Below are 19,596 nucleotides of genomic sequence, written 5' to 3'. Positions count from 1 at the left end.
GGCATGCGCCCCTTCGAGCGCCTTGCTGAGAAAACAGGCGCCTTCGTCTAATTGGGCAAACTATTATTGCCTCGCCCCTTATGACAATACAATTTTGGCCAACAAAACCGCTGCAACAATGTGCAACAAATACGTTAACCCTGCACCCAACTGCCTAGCGCGATAAATACGGTAGTTCATACCGATGCCATGACTCATGCGCGCCAAAGTGAAAACAACAACCAACGCTGCCAAGTAATCACTTCGCAACTCATTAAAAGACAGTGCCAATACCAACAAAGCAAACATAGGCACTTGCTCCACACCGTTGCTATGCGCACGTATCGCTTTAAATAACACCGGGTTGTCGCCATCCCCTGTCGATACGCCAAATTTCATCCGCAGCAACGAAACCCGCATCGCAAGCATGAATAACAACAAAGCATTACTTGCCACAAAAACAGAAAACCAAAAATACGATGACATAACAGCCCTTTTATTGAAGAAATGATTGTGCAAACGAGTGAGATGGCCGCACATTAGCAAATCATTCCACAGAAGACTATCAAATTAGGGGGCAGCACTGCTTTTTGGAAGCTTAGGGACAAGGAAACAATATTTAATCCACTAATGCTTGATATCGACATCCTTACCTTCGTTGCTCAAAGCGTTACATGCCTCGATAACTGCTCCATACGTTATCATAATGACCTATGTCCATATAGGCCCCGGCATGCGCCCCTTTCGCGCCTTGATAAGAATGCCGATCTCTTCGCCTAATTGAATAAACTATTATTGCCTCGCCCCTTAGGTATCGAGGGGGAGCTGTAAAATAAATTCACTACCTTCGCCAACAGTACTGTTTACCGTGATTAAACCACCATGCTTTTTGATGATGCCGTGCGATATCGACAACCCCAACCCCGTTCCAACGCCCTGTTCTTTGGTCGTGAAAAACGGTTCGAATATTTTGAATTGCGTCTCTGCATCCATTCCACAGCCGTTGTCCGTGAAATGCAGCATTGCAAAACCATCAACAGATTTCGCTTGAATCAATAATTGCCCATTATCAGAAACAGCATGCGAAGCGTTGACAATAAGATTGAGAAACACCTGAGATAAACTACCCTGCTGCCCCTTAATGAAAAGCTGCTCAGTGTAGTCAAACTTAACATCCAAAATATGCTTAACTTGGTTGGAGACTAATTTGATAGTCGTTTCTATACATGAAATAACATTGACGGACTGCGGCTCAGATTCATCCGGACGCGAGAAATCTTTTAGGCCCTTAACAATATTTTCTATTCGCCTAATGCCTTCTTGGCTTTCGTTAACAATATCCTCTACATCCTCTAATAGAAAATCAATATCGTGCTCTTTCTTCAGTGCAGACAGATTCGCGATCAGCTGCTGACTTTCAGCAGAACAAGCGCCACCAGGAAGGCACGCACAATAATCAACAAGCAGCGTGTTCAACGCCAAATGATACTGTGTTAAGTCCTGACTATACCTTTTTAAGGTATTTAAGTTACTTTTGACATACCCCGTTGGATTGTTAATTTCATGAGCAACGCCCGCCGACAACTGCCCTATAGACGCCAATTTCTCTTGATGTAAAATTTGTGCTTTTTGATTTTTTAATTTGTTATACGCGTATTGGAGCGATTGATTGGCCTCGTAGAGCTCTCGCGACCGATTCTCCAGTAACTCCTCAGCAATTACCCTCGCTTTTCTTTGTCGCTCGTAGGCCGCTTTGTAGTTAGTGTCACTCACACTAGGGTCACCTCGATCATGCAATGGTCATCCCCGCGGTGATAGCAGCACGATTGTTTAAGCGTAACATTGACCTCGTAGAACTTGGCAGCACCGAGGATTAAGCCTTCGGCTAACTCGCACATTTTCCGTTCCGACTCATAACGCAACACCATAGTCTTTTCTGTAGATTCAACGGGTATGATTAATGGCAGCTTTACATCGCTAAATAGCTTCCGTACTTCGGTGTGCACAATACTTTCAACACCGGCCAGAAATTTAAAGAAATCAGGCTGCAGGCTAGTAAAAATTGGATATTTACTGTTTAAAATGCCGAAAAGATACTCACCTAATATGCCCAGCGCTTGCGCACGCGTCACATCAAGCTGCCGGCAAATGGCATGCACTAAAGCGACCATTTCAGTATCATCATAATTTTGGACTGAGGTATAAATTCCACCAGAGGCGGGATTGACCTCATTTAATATCGACTCCCAGCGATCAATGCCATATAAGGTTTCGATAAAATCATTTAAAGCAATAAATACTGCGCCTTTCATTATTCACTCTCCTTTCATAACTTCAGACATCAGAAGCGTCAACATCGCCCTTAACCATAAGCTCAAACTTGCAGCCAAATTTATGCTGATAACTGAGTAGACGATCAATAATATTTTTAGTGATTACAGTACCCTCTGTCAGTAGCAATAAGTTATTCGAGGCGTGTAAATCTTGATCTAGAAACATACCCTCTTTAAGTTGCGCTACTGTCGCTTTAAAACGGTGGATCTGCTGTTTATCCTGATCACCCAGTAACGACAAAAAGGTATTAACTACCGCGATATCATATGCAGTGCCTGCCTTTTGCAGTAAATGCGCCTTGGCGTCTTCATGACCGAGGCATTGGCGAGCCAATAAGCCATGATATAGATCGTGGTAATCGGCAATAACCGAGACTATGCGTGCCGATTTTGAGATAGCATCTCCCCGTAAGCCATCAGGGAAGCCCTTACCATCCATATGCTCATGATGCTGCTTGACGACTTTCGCGACGCCCTCTAAACCTTTAGCCGCGGAAAGTGCCATTTCGGCTAATATAGGATGCTGCTGGTAGTCAGCCAGCTCTTCATCCGTCATATCATAAACTGGCTTTTTACGTAAATTCTCAGGTAACGCCATTAGGCCTATATCATGCAACAGGCCTACGGTTTGAGTCAGCTCTATATCGTCTGTACTCAACTTCATCGCTATCGCCGTTTTCTGCGCCAACTCAGCCACAAAGCGACAATGATTATTCGCGCGCCCTTCATTCCAATCCAACAATTGGGTCACCACGCTAAGCGCATCATGGAAACTTTTCTTTGATCGCTCGTGGGTCATTTGCAGCAAAGTTAATGCTTGCTCAATTTCAATCGTGCGCTCTTTGACCGTTTTATCTAAACTTAACGCTAACCGTCCTAGCTGATGATTTTGCTTGCGCGTCAATTCCTCTAAGCGTTTACGTTCGCGCTCAGACTCCTGAAAACGTAATGCCCCCTGAATCACCTCACCTAACAAGCGGTCATCCCAAGGTTTGTTGATGTAGTTATAAATACCAGCTTGGTTAATCGCGTTTTCTAATGCTTGTACATCCGCATGACCCGTTAATAGAATTCGGATAACCTCTGGGTATTGCTGTTTGATCTTGGCTAGAAAGACATCCCCAGTCATGCCTGGCATGCGCATATCAGACACCACGACATTGACGTTCTGGCTCGCGAGAATAGCTAAGCCCTCCTCGCCACTCAGCGCCGTTAAAACATTCCAGTTTCGGCCACGTGAAAACCGAGTCATAGCCTTAAGCACGGGGCCTTCATCATCCACAAACAGGACCGTGGGCTCTGAAGCCACGCTCGGACTATTGTCTTCTTCGTTTTTCAAGCCTGTTACACCATTGTTTTCGTATATATAAGTAATAGTACATATCCACTGAATTGGCTTAATTCCGTAACCCAGCAGTTAGGAGGTTCGTCTATTGAAGTCGAGATTTTAATAACATTTTGCCTCTGCGTTCGATAAAGCCAGGCAAGAGAGAAGCTAAGGAAACAAAGATAGAAAACTACAGGCGAAAAAAAACCGGCATTCGCCGGTTTTTATCACTTTAAGGAACATTAGCTCGATGGCATAAAAGCCAGCGACTAAGGAAACTGCCCCTTAGAAGCGGCGCATACGATTTGTTTCGTCTTCCTCAATAGAAAGCTCATCAGCTGCATTCGATAGATACTCAGCATCGGACTCGGAACCCAACTTGATCAGCAGGCGCAAGTCGTTCGCGGAGTCGGCATGGGCCAAAGCGTCTTCGTAAGTGATTTCACCAGCATCGTATAAATCATATAAAGCTTGGTCAAAGGTCTGCATGCCCAGCTCGGTTGATTTTTTCATCAACTCTTTCAGCTCATGCACTTCACCCTTGCGAATAGTATCGGCAGCCAACGGGGTATTCAGCATAACCTCTAAGCAGGCTCGTCGGCTATTGCCGTCAGGTGTTGGAATTAACTGCTGAGCAATAATCGCTTTTAGGTTCAATGATAGATCCATCCACAACTGCGTATGGCGGTCTGCAGGGAAAAAATGAATGATGCGGTCCAGTGCTTGGTTAGCGTTGTTAGCGTGCAAAGTACACAGGCAGAGATGGCCAGTTTCAGCGAAGGCGATGGCATTTTCCATCGTCTCACGTGTGCGGACCTCACCAATCAAGATAACATCAGGCGCTTGTCGCAGTGTGTTCTTCAGAGCAATATCAAAAGATTCAGTATCGATGCCTACTTCGCGCTGAGTAATCACACACCCCTGATGCTGATGAACAAATTCGATAGGGTCTTCGATCGAGATGATATGCCCTTTCGAATTGCGATTACGATGACCAATCATCGCCGCTAGCGACGTTGACTTACCGGTACCCGTTGCACCCACAAAGATGATTAAGCCCCGCTTTGTCATCGCGAGGTCTTTGATGATTTCAGGTAAGCCTAAATCATCAACTTTCGGGATCTGGGTTTCGATACGACGCAAAACCATGCCCGCCAGGTTGCGCTGATAAAAAGCGCTAACCCGAAAGCGACCCACACCGCGCGCACTAATCGCGAAGTTCAGCTCTTTTTTATCAACAAATTCTTCGCGCTGCTTTTCATTCATAGTACTAAGCACGGTTTCACGCGATTTTTCCGGTGATAAAGGCGTAGTCGTGACTGGCGTTATTTTACCGTTCACTTTCATGGAGGGTGGCACGCCAGCAGTAATAAATAAATCAGATGCTTGCTTTTCCACCATTAAACGGAGGAGTCGATCAATTTCCATCGTAGCTCTCTTAACTATTCGTTATTCGTCACAGGTGCTCACGCGGCTGCGTATAGCAATAAGCCGACACTCAGTGCCGGCCGACCTTAGAAATTTTCGGGCATTTTGGCTTTTTCGCGAGCAACATCACGGCTAATAATACGTCGTTCAACGAGATCGGCCAGACATTGATCCATCGTTTGCATACCTACGGCAGCACCGGTTTGAATCGAAGAATACATCTGCGCGACTTTATCTTCGCGAATAAGGTTACGAATAGCCGGCGTACCTCGCATAATTTCGTGTGCGGCAATACGACCACCACCCACACGCTTCATCAGTGTTTGCGAGACCACAGCCTGCAAAGACTCCGACAACATAGAACGAACCATGGATTTTTCATTCGCAGGGAACACATCCACAATTCGGTCAATGGTTTTTGCCGCTGAGGTGGTGTGCAAAGTACCAAAAACTAAGTGGCCCGTTTCCGCGGCCGTGAGGGCAAGACGGATCGTTTCTAAATCGCGCATCTCGCCGACAAGGATAATATCGGGATCTTCCCGCAGCGCCGAGCGCAACGCTTCAGCAAAGCCATGGGTATCGCGGTGTACTTCACGCTGGTTAACCAAACATTTTTTGGATTCGTGCACAAATTCGATAGGATCTTCGATGGTAAGAATGTGCTCATACTTACTTTCGTTGATAAAATCGACCATAGCCGCCAGGGTAGTCGATTTACCCGAACCCGTAGGGCCGGTGACCAATACAAGCCCACGCGGCACCGAACAGACATCGCGAAATACCTGCCCCATTCCCAACTCTTCCATTGTGAGTACTTTGGATGGAATAGTACGGAATACCGCACCAGCACCGCGGTTATGATTAAAGGCGTTAACACGAAAGCGCGCTACACCGGGCACCTCAAAGGAGAAATCGGTCTCTAGGAATTCTTCGAAGTCTTTGCGCTGCTTATCGTTCATAATTTCATAAATTAGAGCATGCACCGACTTATGATCCATGGGTGGCAAGTTAATTCGACGTACATCGCCATCAACACGAATCATTGGCGGTAAACCTGCCGATAAGTGTAAGTCAGAAGCCCCCTGTTTGGCCGAAAAAGCCAACAGTTCAGTAATATCCATAGTGAAAACCTTTGCTGTTCTTTATCTCGTTCAAATCAATTTTTTGCAGACCGACACATTAGGGCCGAGGAAAAAATACTTTATCCAATAATACTTGCCTAATTGGACAAACTATTATTGCCTCGCCCCTTAAGCCTAGACGAATGGCTTAAACAAATAAACTGACCTGTATCTTTACGTTATTGTTATGTCTTAAACCACGACAATCGTTGACGTGGGGCTTAGCTAAGCCACTTGATAAACTACCTTGTGTCACCACTATTTTTGGTGACATCTTTATATAAATCTATCGGGCCAGAATACAAGCCGGCACTGAAAGCGTATGGTCACATGCCCTGCAGGTAGACCTACGTCACCTAAAACGTCGAGTGTACTCCACTCGAGAGAGACTAAACAGCCAATATATGACGAACATTTCACACAACCTAGCGCAAATCAACCAGCTGATTACCCAAGCGGCGCAGAAGTGCCAACGAACTCCCGACGACATCCTCTTATTGGCGGTGTCGAAGGTACAACCCATTTCAGCATTAGAGGAGGCTTATAGCGCTGGGCTTCGCCATTTTGGTGAAAATTATGTGCAAGAATTGGAACAAAAAGCGACAGCGCTTAGTAACCTCGGTATCATTTGGCACTTCATTGGCCCAATTCAATCTAATAAAACACGCGTACTTGCCGAGCGTTGCCATTGGGTGCACAGTATAGACCGAGTAAAAATCGCCCAACGTTTAAGCCTTCAACGTCCGGCACACCTACAACCGCTGCAGGTGTGCATTCAGGTGAACATTGACAACGAAGATAGCAAATCGGGTATTTGCCCTGCTGAGCTACCCCACTTAATTTCAGCAATACAGTCTCTACCTAATTTGGAGCTGCGAGGATTAATGGCAATACCGAGTAAAGCGGCGCCCAAAGCGGCATTTGAAGCCATGCAAAAACTCGCGAAACAGCACGGCCTGGAGACATTATCCATGGGTATGTCTGCCGATATGGAAGAAGCCATTGCCGCGGGTAGCACGATAGTGCGCATTGGCACTGCATTGTTTGGCCCCCGACAAGCGGCCCCTAACCATTAAATTGAGTTATTTTTAGGTTGGCAGGTGCTTAGCATCCAACACCTTTAACCATAGCGAGAATGTGAAGACTATGAGCAATATCTGTTTTATCGGTGCCGGTAACATGGCACAAAGTATTATTGGCGGCTTGATCAGATCCGGCTCAAGTAAAGAATCCATTTGGGCAACCGCACGAAGCGAAGACAAGCGCACAAGCCTTGCTAGCAATTTTGGCGTGAATACAACCGATAATAACGTCGCGGCCGTAGAAGCCTGCCGTATTATTATTTTGGCTGTCAAACCGCAAATGATGTTTGGTGTCTGCGAAGAGATCGCCCCCTACATTCAGGGCAAACTCATCATTTCAGTGGCCGCCGGCATCACCTGTAAGGCTTTAGAGAAATGGTTAGGCTCTAGCGCAGCCATTATTAGGTGCATGCCAAACACCCCCTCCCTGATTAGCCAAGGCGCCTGCGGCCTATATGCGAACGCCAATACCAATACATTGCAGAAACAAGCTGCCCAAGCCATATTAGAAGCCACAGGCAAAGCCATATGGGTAGATAATGAAGATCTGATGCATACCATTACTGCAGTATCGGGAAGCGGGCCAGCCTACTTCTTCCTATTCCTGGAAGCCATGACGCAGGCAGCCGTAGACCAAGGCTTAGACCGCAGCACCGCACAAACGCTGGCCATTCAAACTGCAAAAGGCGCTGCACTGCTAGCAGAGCAGAGCGATGACAACCTCGAAACACTACGCAAAAAAGTTACCTCGCCTGGTGGCACAACCGAGCAAGCCATCTTAAGCTTTGAGCACAGTGGGCTGCGCAGTACCGTAAACAAAGCCATGACCGCTTGTGCTGAGCGCTCAAAAACAATGGCCGAAGAGCTTTATTAATACACTATTCTTTCAACGCGTATCGCTTTAAGGGCTTCTTATGCAGGGCACGTTCGTACAAATCGCCATCTTTATTATCAATACCGTAGCTACGCTCTATGTTGGCGCTATCCTCCTGCGGTTTTTACTTCAGGTCGTCAGGGCCGACTTTTATAACCCGTTGTCGCAACTGATTGTAAAGGCCACTAACCCACTGCTGAAGCCGCTGCGAAAAGTAATCCCGGGCATCGGCGGTTTTGATATTGCCGCGCTTGCGCTAGCATTTATTGCACAATTCGTTTTTATTTGTTTATTGCAGTTAGTCGCTAATGGCTCGGTTAGCTTATACGGGGGCGTTATATTTATATGGGCCTTACTGGCTTTAATGATGCTTATTTTAGGCATCTATATGGTTAGCATGTTTATTGTTGCCATCGCCAGCTTTATTGCCCCCCACAGCAGTAATTTTGCCCTTTTACTGATGCGGCAAATCATAGAGCCCATCTGTATTCCAGTGCGTAAACTGATCCCGCCGATGGGTGGATTCGACTTTTCATTTATGGCTGTAGCCATGGGGATTTACATTCTTCGAATGCTAGTTATGGGGGTTGCACATAACTACGGCATTCCGTTATAACCATTCAAACAGCCGAAAATACCCTTCGTATTTTTTGGCTGTTTGAAACCACCTATTGATTCCCTCCCCAAAAAACAGAACAACATACGTCCCGCCGCTCATTACCGCTGCGATAAAGACCAACGATATTAATAAACGACCTCTTATACTTTTTTGCTTCAACATAGCCAATTCGTGTCAGCTCCCTGCAATACCGTGCCTATACTCAATATATGACGATAGATCTTGAGTAGATCAGGAGAGTAATGTGAGGAAAGCTGTACACATAAGCACTATTTTTAAAAGCAAAAGATTCCGTCACCTCCTCTGCCCAGCATTGCATCAAATGCAACAAGTTAATATTGGCGGAGATATTTATTGACGTTTTTAGCCTTTGAATCTCGCTTATTCAAGATCGTTTTATGCGTGCTCGCAGCAGCGGCACCCTTAGGCATATTATTGCTGGTTTTGAATAGCGCGACACAACCACCACTCAGCGCACCACTGACCCTACTCTGCCTGTGTGCGTCACTTTGCTTAAGCGCCGTACTGTATGCCTTATATCAGCGCCTTAAAAAAGCACAGCGGCTGTTAGGTCTATACCGCGAGGCCATAGCCGCCACACCCTATGCCCTATCCATTTACGATCACAACGAGAAGTTAGTTGATAGCAACCAAGCTTACCGCAATATTCACCAAGCAGCCTTTGAACAGCATTCCACAGACGTCAACTATGAAGACCTAATCCGCACAACTGCGGCACAGTTCACCCGACAAGAAAATATTGAGCAATGGGTTGAGCAGCGCTTATTAGCGCAAAGAGCCGGCTCAGGGGAGCACGTAGACGAACACTACCCTGATGGTCGCTGGTTACGAGTATCAAAACACAGAACAAGTAGTAATGCGGTAGTGAGCTATTGCATCGACATTAGCGACTTAAAGCACCGCGAACAACAACTCAGTGATAGCGAAAAACGCTACGCTGCACTGACTCAAGTCGCCCCAGTAGGTATTTGGCAAATAACTAATTCGGGTAATACTCTCTTCCACAATCACGCATTACTGAATGCCTTAGACTGTAAAGACGAATCCGCCCTACGCGATAACCGCGCGCTTAAAGCGCTACAGATCTATCAAAACGATAAATTACTCAGCCACAATGAATCACATGACCGACTATTGCGGGGCAAGCACCCTCTTTACGTTGAAGCGACCATGGATAATCACCCCGAAAAAACGCTGTACATTGCGCGCAGTAAACATATCGAGAATAAAGATGGTGAACACTCCTACATGATGGTTGTGCTGGATGTTAGCCAGCGCAAGCAAGCCGAAAAAGATATACGTTACTTAGCCGAGCACGACCCTCTAACCGGCCTATCTAACCGTAATATGCTTAATTTGAAATTACATAACTTACTGCAAAAAAAGACAGCCTTTGCCATTGTGCTTCTGGACTTAGACCACTTTAAAGATGTTAACGATAGCCTAGGACATCAAATTGGAGACCGGCTCATTAAAGAGTCGGCCGAACGTCTCAAGAAAACATTGCGCAGCGATGATTTTGCCAGCCGATTAGGTGGCGATGAGTTTGCCATTGTACTTCCCGACGTCACCGACTTAACCAGCGCGCACGCCATCATTAAGCGCATCTACTCCGGTTTTAAAGAACCGGTTATTATCGAAGATAACATTATCCCAATCAGTGCTAGCGCTGGTATTGCGCTCTACCCTGAACACGGCAGCAGCGAGCAAGAACTGATTCAGCACGCAGATATTGCGCTATATCATCAGAAAAATTTAGGCCGAGGTTCTTTTACACTTTTCGAAACAGCGTTGGCCAATGAGATTCAAGCCCGCAAAGAAATAGAACAAGACCTGCGCCGAGCACTAAATAACAAACATGAACTAAGTGTTAACTATCAACCACAGTACAACATTCAAACTTCCGAAATGACAGGCGTAGAAGCGTTAGTACGCTGGAAAAACCAACGCACAGAACAGTGGATATCACCGGCCGATTTTATCCCTATTGCAGAACAAAGCGGGCTCATTTATTTACTGGACAAATTTGTATTGAAAACAGCCGCGACACAAGTCCATAAATGGCATCAAATGGGTTATTGTAAACTGGTATTGGCCAGTAATTTATCGACAGTCCATTTTCGCGGTGATACTTTAACCACAATGATTACCGACGTACTGAAAAGTACAGAGCTGGACCCAGCCAATTTAGAGTTAGAAATTACCGAAGGACTGTTCTTAGCAGAACAATCTCACGCAACAGAACAACTGGAGTTATTACGTAAAAAAGGGATTAAGGTTGCAGTAGATGATTTTGGCACTGGCTACTCAAACTTAGGCTATTTGAACAATTTACCCGTTGACAGCCTAAAGATAGATCGCTCTTTTATTGATAACTTCGATAAGAATAATTACTACCGCTCAATCGTTAAATTCATTATTGAGTTAGGTAATAACTTAGGGCTCGATATTATTGCAGAAGGCATCGAAACTCAAAATCAACTCGATGCACTTATTGCATTAAGCTGTTCTCACGGGCAAGGCTATTATCTAGCCCGCCCGCAACCTGCCGACGTCATTGAAAAACTACTGATCGACACTGTCGGTATATCACAGCCCAATAAAGCAGAACACACCCGCTAGTAATAGCTCTTAACAGCTAGGAGCTACTCGTGGGCTCCAGTATGCCCGTCTCGCCTTCCGATTTCGCTATAATAACCGCACAGCAGCTATCACTAAAAACGTTAACCGCAGTTCGTAACATATCCAAAACACGATCAGTAACAAGCAGTAAACCAATGCCTTCTAACGGCAAACCTATTGCCCCTAGGATAATAGCAATTGCCACCAAACTGGCAGAGGGAATACCCGCAACACCAACGGATGTTAGCAGCGCCACTAACACCACCATAAACTGCTGCGCAATAGACAAATCCAAGCCGTAAGCTTGCGCAATAAACATGGCCGCAACACATTCATACAATGCGGTACCATCCATATTAACGGTTGCCCCCAAGGGAATAACGAACGATGTTGTCTTGTTCGAGACGCCCGCGTTTTTTTGCAAGCAATCCATGGTGACCGGCAGTGTTGCCGACGAGCTGGCCGTTGAAAACGCCGTCAACATCGCAGGGAACATGGCTCGATAATGCAGAATAGGATTTACGCCCCCCATAGCCTTTAATAAAAAAGCCATAGTAATAAACATATGGAAAGCCAGTGCCAAAATAACCGTTAAGAAGAAAACAGCCAAAGGAACGAAGCTTTGTAAGCCTGTCGCCATTGCCGTTTTAGCAACAAGGCCAAAAACACCGATGGGAGCAAATTTCATAATAAACAAGGTGATATGCATCATGGTGTCAAAGACGCCCTGCCAAAAATTAGCCAGGGTTTCACGCCCCTTCACACTGGCTTTATTCATAAATAAACCGAATAAAACACCAAAAACAATCACAGCTAACAATTGGTTGCTGTCACCAGCCGCATCAACAATATTAGTGGGTAACATCCTCAAAAACACACCCGCAATATCATTCGTACTTTTTCCGCTCACTTTATCCAAAGCACCGTCGAGTTCTTCCGGTGAACTTAGGTTTAACTGCTCGCGGGCGGGCTCTCCATCCACAATACCAGGCTGCGAAATATTCACGAAAGCCAGACCAATAAAAATTGCCAATACGCTAGACAACATGTAAAAGCTGAGCGTCTTCCCGCTCAAGCGCCCTACATTATCTCCGGAGCCCAAACCGTAAACACCGCAAATAATTGAAGACAAAACTAACGGTACAATCACCATTTTTAAGCCACGCAAGAACAGCGTGCCGACAAAGTCAAAAACGGCATAAAGCGAAATACCAAAAACCTCAGCCCCTACCGATAACGGCAATCCCACCAATAGTGCGCAAGCAATTGCGATCAATATTTGCCAATGCAGTTGTAGTTTAAACATTGTCTGTTGCTCCATTTATCGCCAACTTAAGCCCACTACCAGCCTTAAAACCCGGCGTATTACGAGCCGCAATAGTGATCGCCTCCCCAGTTTGAGGATTGCGCCCAGCGCGCTTAGCCGTATGCTTAATCGCAAAGCTGCCAAAGCCCACTAAACTCACCTTCTCCCCTCTCGCCAAAGCATTAGTAACCTGCTCAACAAAACTGGCAACGCACTCATCAGCTTGACGCTGAGTGAGGCCTACGTTTTCAGCAACCAGAGCCACTAGTTCGGTTTTAAGCATAGGTAAATATCCTCTTTACGGGGAATCAATAGGAAATCTGGCCTACAGGCTAATGGCCTGCACGACTATTAGCAAGTTCAAGGCCATTGACTGGCGCCCTATCAACCCACCTTCTGCGCTGAAGTAGCGTGATTCTGCCCCAAGAATTCGCTCAAATGCGTTAGGATGTGCGATGGCTTTAGCATTCGCGAACTGTTGCGGGCTATAATTGCCTTTTTCCTAAGCAAAGCACCATGATAAAGACGCGCTTACACATGATAAAAACTCATATCGCCCTAGCCGCTGCGCGCGTCAAAGTTTCGCCCTTACTAACCCACCCCGCGTTAAGTGCTAGCATAAAGTTAATGCGCCTGGATCGCCCAATCGGCATCTACTTGGTGCTTTGGCCAACGCTGTGGGCACTTTGGATTGCCTCTGAAGGGGTTCCACGCTGGCCTGTTCTGTTTATTTTTGTACTTGGCGCCATTGTAATGCGCTCAGCTGGCTGCGTAATCAACGACTATGCCGATAAGGCCATTGATGGTCACGTACAGCGCACCAAAGACCGCCCCCTTGCGACGGGTCAACTTTCACCACGCTTTGCACTGTATCTGTTTGGCGCCTTACTGTTCGTCGCTTTTTGCCTTGTATTGATGACAAATATGATGACCCTAGTAACGGCTTTAGGCGCTGTAGCCCTCACGACAATCTACCCTTATATGAAGCGGCATACGTATTTACCTCAGGTAGTACTCGGTGCCGCTTTTGCCTGGGCGATTCCTATGGCATTTGCAGCCATCACAGAGAATTTGCCAAAATCCATGTGGACGCTCTATATGGCAGTGGTCGTTTGGACAATTATTTACGACACCTTTTATGCCATGGTTGACCGTGAGGATGACCTGAAGATTGGCGTAAAATCTACCGCTATCTTATTTGCCGAAAACGACCGCTTGATCACTGCTATCCTTCAAGGTTTTACCTTGATCATACTACTAACTGTAGGCAATAGTTTTAAGCTGCAATGGCCCTACTATCTAAGTTTAATGGGCACTGCAGGGCTTTTTGGCTACCAGCAGTTCCTCATTCGTACACGCAAACCCAAGCGATGCTTTGAAGCATTCTTGAATAACAATTGGGTCGGGATGCTGATTTTTATGGGCATTGTCTTAAGCTACAGCGTCGCTCCAAGCTAAGAAAATACAGTACAAGCCAGCCGGTAGTACGGCCGCACCAAAGTATTTACTCAGCTCTAAACAAGACGCTGTCATAAAACAGTAACAAAAAATTTATTTAATGCTCACCTTAATTGGAAACCAAACAGCAGTTATAGGTGGTTTAAATGGTATCAAAAACGATTTTAATCGTTGACGACGAAGCCCCCATTCGCGATATGTTACGCGTGGCTTTGGAGATGGCAGAATATAACTGCCTTGAAGCCGGCGAGGCCCAAAGCGCACATGCCATTATTGTGGATCAAAAACCTGATCTAATTATTTTGGACTGGATGATGCCGGGCACCAGTGGTATGGAGTTAGCTCGCCGTCTCAAAAGAGATCAGCTCACAGCCGAAATCCCCATAATTATGCTGACCGCTAAAGGCGAGGAAGATAACAAAATCCAAGGTTTAGAAGCTGGCGCCGATGATTACATCACCAAGCCATTCTCCCCAAGAGAGCTCGTTGCGCGCCTAAAGGCCGTTTTACGCCGTACGGACACATTAGCGACCGGAGACCCCATAGTGGTCGACCGCCTCCGCTTAGATCCGTCCAGCCACCGCGTAACCATTAGCGAAACTCCCGTACAAATGGGGCCAACAGAGTACCGCTTACTCGAATTTTTCTTAACTCACCAAGAGCGTGTTTATACCCGCAACCAGCTGCTCGACCATGTTTGGGGGGGCAACGTTTACGTCGAAGAACGTACCGTTGATGTCCACATTCGTCGATTGCGTAAAGCACTCGCCCTCGAAGGCCACGATCGTTTTATTCAAACTGTACGCGGTTCGGGTTATCGCTTTTCGCCTAAAATATCCGCCTAAAAAACACCCAGAACAACACCTAAAAGAACACCTAAAACAACAATAGAATGACAGGTACCTATGTTACGTAGAGGTTTAAAAACCGAATTCCGGTGGTTTTGCGTTTGGCTTTGCGTCTTTGCACTGACGGGTTTTTTGACGGGATACACCATCATCGCACTGCTGGTGTTTAGCTTCGGCTATATCGCTTGGCAGTTTTCACGACTTTACCAGCTAGAGGCTTGGGTTAATCAGGCCCGTCGTCACGAGCCGCCAAGCGAGGAGCTACAAGGCGCATGGGCAGACATAGCCGACGACGTTCAATTGATGCACAACCGCCACGAAAAAGAAAAGCTACGCTTAGAAGCCGTTGTACACCGAGTACAAGAAATGACGACCGCATTAAATGATGGCGTTATTCTTGTCGATAACAGAGGTAATATTGAATGGTGGAATCGCGCTGCCGGTGAACTATTCAACTTCCAACAGATCGACTTAGGGCAGAAAATCACCAACCTAATCCGATTCCCAAAATTTATTCGCTATTACGAAAAAGAAGATTTCAGTGAGCCTCTAGACCATACATTAGCCCAGAAAAATGCCATGGAAATAGAGTTTTTAGTTCACAAGTTCGGGCAAAATGAACGCTTAATCGTCATTCGTGACATCTCACGACTCAGTAAACTAGAAAAAATACGCAAGGACTTCGTGGCTAATGTTTCTCACGAGCTACGCACCCCTCTCACCGTTCTTCGCGGCTATTTAGAAACCATTGAGGATGCCAGCAATATTCCACCCGTATGGCGTAAGGCGATAGCACACATGCAAAGCCAAACCGTCAGAATGACATCATTAATTAATGATCTCATTATACTAAGCCGACTTGAAACCGATGAAAAAGAGCATGGACAAGACATCGTATGTATAAATCAACTTGCCCACACAGTCGCAGATGATGCACGCCAGATCAGTGCCGACAGCAAGCATTTAATCAGCGTCAATGGGGCAAAAGAAGCGTTTATTTATGGCAGGGAACAAGAGCTTCGAAGCGCCATATCCAACCTAGTCTTTAACGCTATTAACTACACCCCTAACGAAGGTATTATCCTCATTGATATTGTGCAAGGCTCAAACGGCACCACAATTACTGTTAGCGATAATGGCGATGGCATTGACCCTAAGCACATCCCCCGCTTAACCGAGCGTTTTTACCGTGTAGACCCCGGCCGATCAGTCAACTCTGGTGGCACTGGTCTAGGCCTTGCCATCGTGAAGCACGCGTTGATACGGCATAACGCTGAACTCACGATTAAGAGTACACCTGGGCGCGGCAGTGAATTTATTTGTTATTTCCCGCCGGCACGTACGGCGAACAAACCGCTAAAACATAGCACGTAACAACACTCTCTCTATGTTAATAAAAAACTAAAAATCATCGCTCTATTAACCGCCCTATTACGTGTTGTTTTTCTCATTAATACAGCGATATTTCAAGGGCAACTTAACCGATTCGGTATTATCCCACGCCGTGTAGATGGCTTAATCGGCATTATTTTCAGCCCATTTTTACACGGTAACAGCAGCCATCTTTTAAATAACATCGTTGGTTTAAACCTCTTTGCACTGATTACCATGGCTCACGGCATTCGGTTTTTTTGGCGAGTAAGCTTCCTAATTATTTTAATCGGCGGCTTTGGTGTTTGGCTAATGGGGCGCAGCAATATTTACGTAACGTCAATACAATGAAAAACGTTAGGTCTAATCACCCAATTCATCAAACTCATCTGATTCCTTCTGTTTACCAGAACGTTTCCCCGCCGAGAACGCCCGTAATTCAGCCGATAGCTTCGTAATCCGCTTAACGATAGTAATGTCAAAATCAATCGATTTTTCAACAGCCCCAGTGAGTTTATTCGCCGCGCTTTCGAGCACATCAGCAACGCGGGTTAACTGATGATCCTGAGCATTAGACAAAGCGCCCACGTCGATTTTAAGCCCTTGCTCGCCAATAACAGAATCCAAAGCACCAAACTTAGCCACCATAGATTCTAACGGCCCAACCCATGCAGGCACTTGGCTTGAAGTTTTTTGCGCGGACTCGCTCACATTCAACCCAGACTGCTCAATCGCGGATGCAATCGTACTCAACGCCTGAAGAGGCGATTCCTGCAACTCTATTCGCAGCGCTTCATTGGATAGCTGCCCCTGCAAACTTTGCAACTGCTGACCAATCGCCGTTAACGGCGCAACTACTGTTGATTCTTGAGCGAAAACAGAACCTACATTTTGTAAAGCTTCGGTAATTTCTGAAATTTTAAGCGCAATACGTTGCGCGCCATCCACATCACTATCGGAGTCTTTATTCTTAAGGAAGTCCACCTTAATTGCCGCCCAGCGAGCCTCCTGTTCTGGCGTCATATTACCGCGCAGTTCCGCAAGTTTAAGTAAGTTATCTTCAGACCCACTCGTTAATAACTGTGACTCACCTTGATAATGATCATCAATCATCGCCATTAACTCTTCATGCGTCATCACGGCTGAAATTTTCTCAGCCATTTTATTCATATTCCGATAACTGCCTTGAAGTTTGAACGAAGGCTCAACCCGATATTTATCATTTTGAGCGGCAGAAGCAATATATTGCTGATTAATTTTAAGGATGACATCGCGGACAACAAACATCTTTTTAAGCACATCGCATATCTCACCAATTTCAGCACCACTATAAGCATGGCTCAAATCAGTCGCTGCAATATTTTCGCCTTCAGCCTTTGCTATAAGCTTGTAAACATCATCTAAAGAGCGCAGCGCCAAAGGGGCTAAAACAGCGTTAGAGGTCAAGCTGTTTTCGATATAGCTCATCGCAAACTGCTGATCCATACCACCCAAAATATCACCCAAGTTATAAATATCTGCACGGTTGGCTAGCATATCCGGTACTTTAAAAGCCTCACCGGACTCGGTGTAAGGGTTACCGGCCATCACAACACAGAATTTTCGACCACGCATATCATACGTTTTTGTTTTACCTTTCCACACACCTTCAACGCGACGCGTACCATCACATAAAGAAATGAATTTCTGTAGGAATTCGGAATGCGTATGCTGAATATCATCAAGATAAAGCATAACGTTATTACCCATTTCCAGACCCAAGTTGATTTTAATCAACTCCTGTCGCGCAGTGGCATTAGGCGCATGCTCAGGGTCGAGGGACATCACATCATGTCCAAGCGAGGGGCAATTGATTTTCATAAAAATCAGACCCAAACGACTCGCCACATATTCCATTAAGGTCGTTTTACCGTAACCCGGCGGCGAGATCATCATCAGCAAACCCATTAGGTCGGTGCGCTTGGTATCACCCACCGTACCCATTTGCTTCGCTAAGTTATCACCAATAATTGGCAAATAGGATTCGTTGATCAGCCGATTTCTTACAAAAGAGCTTAATGGGCGAGGCTTGAATTCCTCTAATCGCAATTTATCTCGCTCTTGTTGCATAACCTGTGCCCGCAGCGATAAATAATTGTGATAGCTGGGGACATAAACCTCAACATGATGACGTAGTGTTTTAAGGAAATCATTTAAAGAAAGTTTTAACGTTTGCTGCTCAAGCTTTTTATGGTTACCCAGTAAACCGCTAACCTTAACATCAAGATCTACCAAGACATTTCGTCGCGGCACTGCAACACCGGTATTCAACTTTTCGGTACATAAAATAACCGCAGCCTCATCAATATAGGCCGCTATATCCGGTAAGGCTTTACTCTCGACTAACGCTTTCAACCAAGCTTGGCTTAAAGCATAAGCCGCTGCGGGCTCAGCCGACAAATGTTTTAAATTACTTTGGTAGTTATCCCAGATCCCAACATCAATTGCAGAACGTAAATGCTCAATCAATTTTTGTGCATAAGGTGTTGATGCAAATGCGAGCTCATCTTTAGCAAGCTCAGCAACACAATATTCTGCAGCCACATTGCAATCGTTAAGACTAAACTCCAGCGAATACAATTCAGTAAAAACGCTAATTGCAGCGGCCACTTCCCGCTCTAATAACAAAGTCGCTTCAAGACTACTGAATATGGCGTTGAGTTTAGCTGCCGATTGCGCGCGTGAGGCCCAAACCTGCCAATGAAACTTATCTTTAACCAAGCTTTCGCGAAAGTTCACTATATTCGGCTGTGAATAACACCAGAATAACTGTACCAACGCTCGAATATTGGGCTCATAGGTCAGCGTATCCGCTTTTTCCATCGACGGGACAATTTTCTGTAAAATACAAACCGCATCGTGGTCATGCACGCCCTTTTCATAAGACTCTTTATAGCGCGGCCCAGCAAAGTCTCGAACCAACTCAGTCAACGCCTCGGTATCACTTATCGCACTGTGTAGCTTACTATTAGACAAAGAAGCTTCGCTATTTTTAGCCGCTTGAATGATCAAATAAGCTAAATATTCAGAACGATAAACCTCATCACTTTCCGACTCGAGTGAAACTGTCCAGTAGGGTTTTAGCGCTGTAAGCTCGGGGTGCTCAATTTTTTCATAAAAATCTGTGCCACTTAAATGCATATTCAGCGCATCGCCACGCGGTAACAG

Annotated in this window: 16 protein-coding genes; 7 read left to right on the top strand and 9 right to left on the bottom strand. The window is 45.7% G+C overall.

What is annotated here, in order from left to right; translation table 11 throughout:
- Nucleotides 1-78 precede the first annotated feature (78 nt).
- From AC3A8L_RS03735 to AC3A8L_RS03710, 6 genes are all read right to left on the bottom strand, one after another.
- A complete protein-coding gene (locus AC3A8L_RS03735) occupies nt 79-465 on the bottom strand; it encodes an MAPEG family protein (protein WP_487960889.1) in 387 nt (128 codons plus the stop codon).
- Nucleotides 466-786: 321 nt separating this feature from the next.
- Nucleotides 787-1,752, bottom strand: coding sequence for a sensor histidine kinase (locus AC3A8L_RS03730; RefSeq protein ID WP_487960888.1), 966 nt, complete (start codon nt 1,750-1,752; stop codon nt 787-789).
- Nucleotides 1,749-2,291, bottom strand: coding sequence for a heme NO-binding domain-containing protein (locus AC3A8L_RS03725; protein WP_487960887.1), 543 nt, complete (start codon nt 2,289-2,291; stop codon nt 1,749-1,751). Before AC3A8L_RS03725 ends, AC3A8L_RS03730 begins: the two co-directional genes overlap by 4 nt.
- A gap of 22 nt (nt 2,292-2,313) precedes the next feature.
- Nucleotides 2,314-3,651, bottom strand: coding sequence for a response regulator c-di-GMP phosphodiesterase, NosR family (gene nosR, locus AC3A8L_RS03720; protein WP_487960886.1), 1,338 nt, complete (start codon nt 3,649-3,651; stop codon nt 2,314-2,316).
- Nucleotides 3,652-3,924: 273 nt separating this feature from the next.
- On the bottom strand, nt 3,925-5,067 hold the full coding sequence (locus tag AC3A8L_RS03715; protein WP_487960885.1) for a PilT/PilU family type 4a pilus ATPase: 1,143 nt from the start codon (nt 5,065-5,067) through the stop codon (nt 3,925-3,927).
- 86 nt (nt 5,068-5,153) lie between these two features.
- On the bottom strand, nt 5,154-6,188 hold the full coding sequence (locus tag AC3A8L_RS03710; protein ID WP_487960884.1) for a type IV pilus twitching motility protein PilT: 1,035 nt from the start codon (nt 6,186-6,188) through the stop codon (nt 5,154-5,156).
- 404 nt (nt 6,189-6,592) lie between these two features.
- Between AC3A8L_RS03710 and AC3A8L_RS03705 the strand changes: the two genes are divergently transcribed.
- From AC3A8L_RS03705 to AC3A8L_RS03690, 4 genes are all read left to right on the top strand, one after another.
- Nucleotides 6,593-7,264, top strand: coding sequence for a YggS family pyridoxal phosphate-dependent enzyme (locus tag AC3A8L_RS03705; protein WP_487960883.1), 672 nt, complete (start codon nt 6,593-6,595; stop codon nt 7,262-7,264).
- A 70-nt stretch (nt 7,265-7,334) separates the two neighbouring features.
- Entirely contained in the window at nt 7,335-8,144 is an 810-nt protein-coding gene (gene proC / locus AC3A8L_RS03700) for a pyrroline-5-carboxylate reductase (RefSeq protein WP_487960882.1), read from the top strand.
- A 40-nt stretch (nt 8,145-8,184) separates the two neighbouring features.
- Nucleotides 8,185-8,760: a YggT family protein gene (locus AC3A8L_RS03695; protein ID WP_487960881.1), complete on the top strand. Its 576-nt coding sequence runs from the start codon at nt 8,185-8,187 to the stop codon at nt 8,758-8,760.
- A gap of 357 nt (nt 8,761-9,117) precedes the next feature.
- Nucleotides 9,118-11,406 (top strand): putative bifunctional diguanylate cyclase/phosphodiesterase, encoded by a 2,289-nt coding sequence (locus AC3A8L_RS03690; RefSeq protein ID WP_487960880.1) that lies wholly within the window; start codon nt 9,118-9,120, stop codon nt 11,404-11,406.
- A gap of 16 nt (nt 11,407-11,422) precedes the next feature.
- Here the strand turns inward: AC3A8L_RS03690 and AC3A8L_RS03685 are convergent, their stop codons facing one another.
- Entirely contained in the window at nt 11,423-12,712 is a 1,290-nt protein-coding gene (locus AC3A8L_RS03685; protein WP_487960879.1) for a dicarboxylate/amino acid:cation symporter, read from the bottom strand.
- The gene (locus tag AC3A8L_RS03680) at nt 12,705-12,995 is read right to left on the bottom strand and encodes an HU family DNA-binding protein (RefSeq protein WP_487960878.1); all 291 of its coding nucleotides are present in this window, start codon (nt 12,993-12,995) and stop codon (nt 12,705-12,707) included. Before AC3A8L_RS03680 ends, AC3A8L_RS03685 begins: the two co-directional genes overlap by 8 nt.
- 254 nt (nt 12,996-13,249) lie before the next feature.
- Here AC3A8L_RS03680 and ubiA point away from each other — a divergent pair, with 254 nt between their 5' ends.
- From ubiA to phoR, 3 genes are all read left to right on the top strand, one after another.
- Nucleotides 13,250-14,170: a 4-hydroxybenzoate octaprenyltransferase gene (ubiA, locus tag AC3A8L_RS03675; protein ID WP_487960877.1), complete on the top strand. Its 921-nt coding sequence runs from the start codon at nt 13,250-13,252 to the stop codon at nt 14,168-14,170.
- Between the two features lie 146 nt (nt 14,171-14,316).
- Complete coding sequence (phoB, locus tag AC3A8L_RS03670; RefSeq protein ID WP_487960876.1) at nt 14,317-15,015, top strand: phosphate regulon transcriptional regulator PhoB; 699 nt, start codon at nt 14,317-14,319, stop codon at nt 15,013-15,015.
- A 60-nt stretch (nt 15,016-15,075) separates the two neighbouring features.
- Nucleotides 15,076-16,392: a phosphate regulon sensor histidine kinase PhoR gene (gene phoR / locus AC3A8L_RS03665; protein WP_487960875.1), complete on the top strand. Its 1,317-nt coding sequence runs from the start codon at nt 15,076-15,078 to the stop codon at nt 16,390-16,392.
- A gap of 360 nt (nt 16,393-16,752) precedes the next feature.
- Here phoR and AC3A8L_RS03660 read toward each other — a convergent pair.
- A partial coding sequence (locus AC3A8L_RS03660; RefSeq protein ID WP_487960874.1) for an AAA family ATPase occupies nt 16,753-19,596 on the bottom strand: 2,844 nt, incomplete at its 5' end.

It is taken from the genome of Marinagarivorans sp., assembly GCF_982758155.1.
The sequence above is the reverse complement of the archived record's forward strand: the minus strand, read 5'-3'. Positions and strand labels throughout refer to the sequence as shown.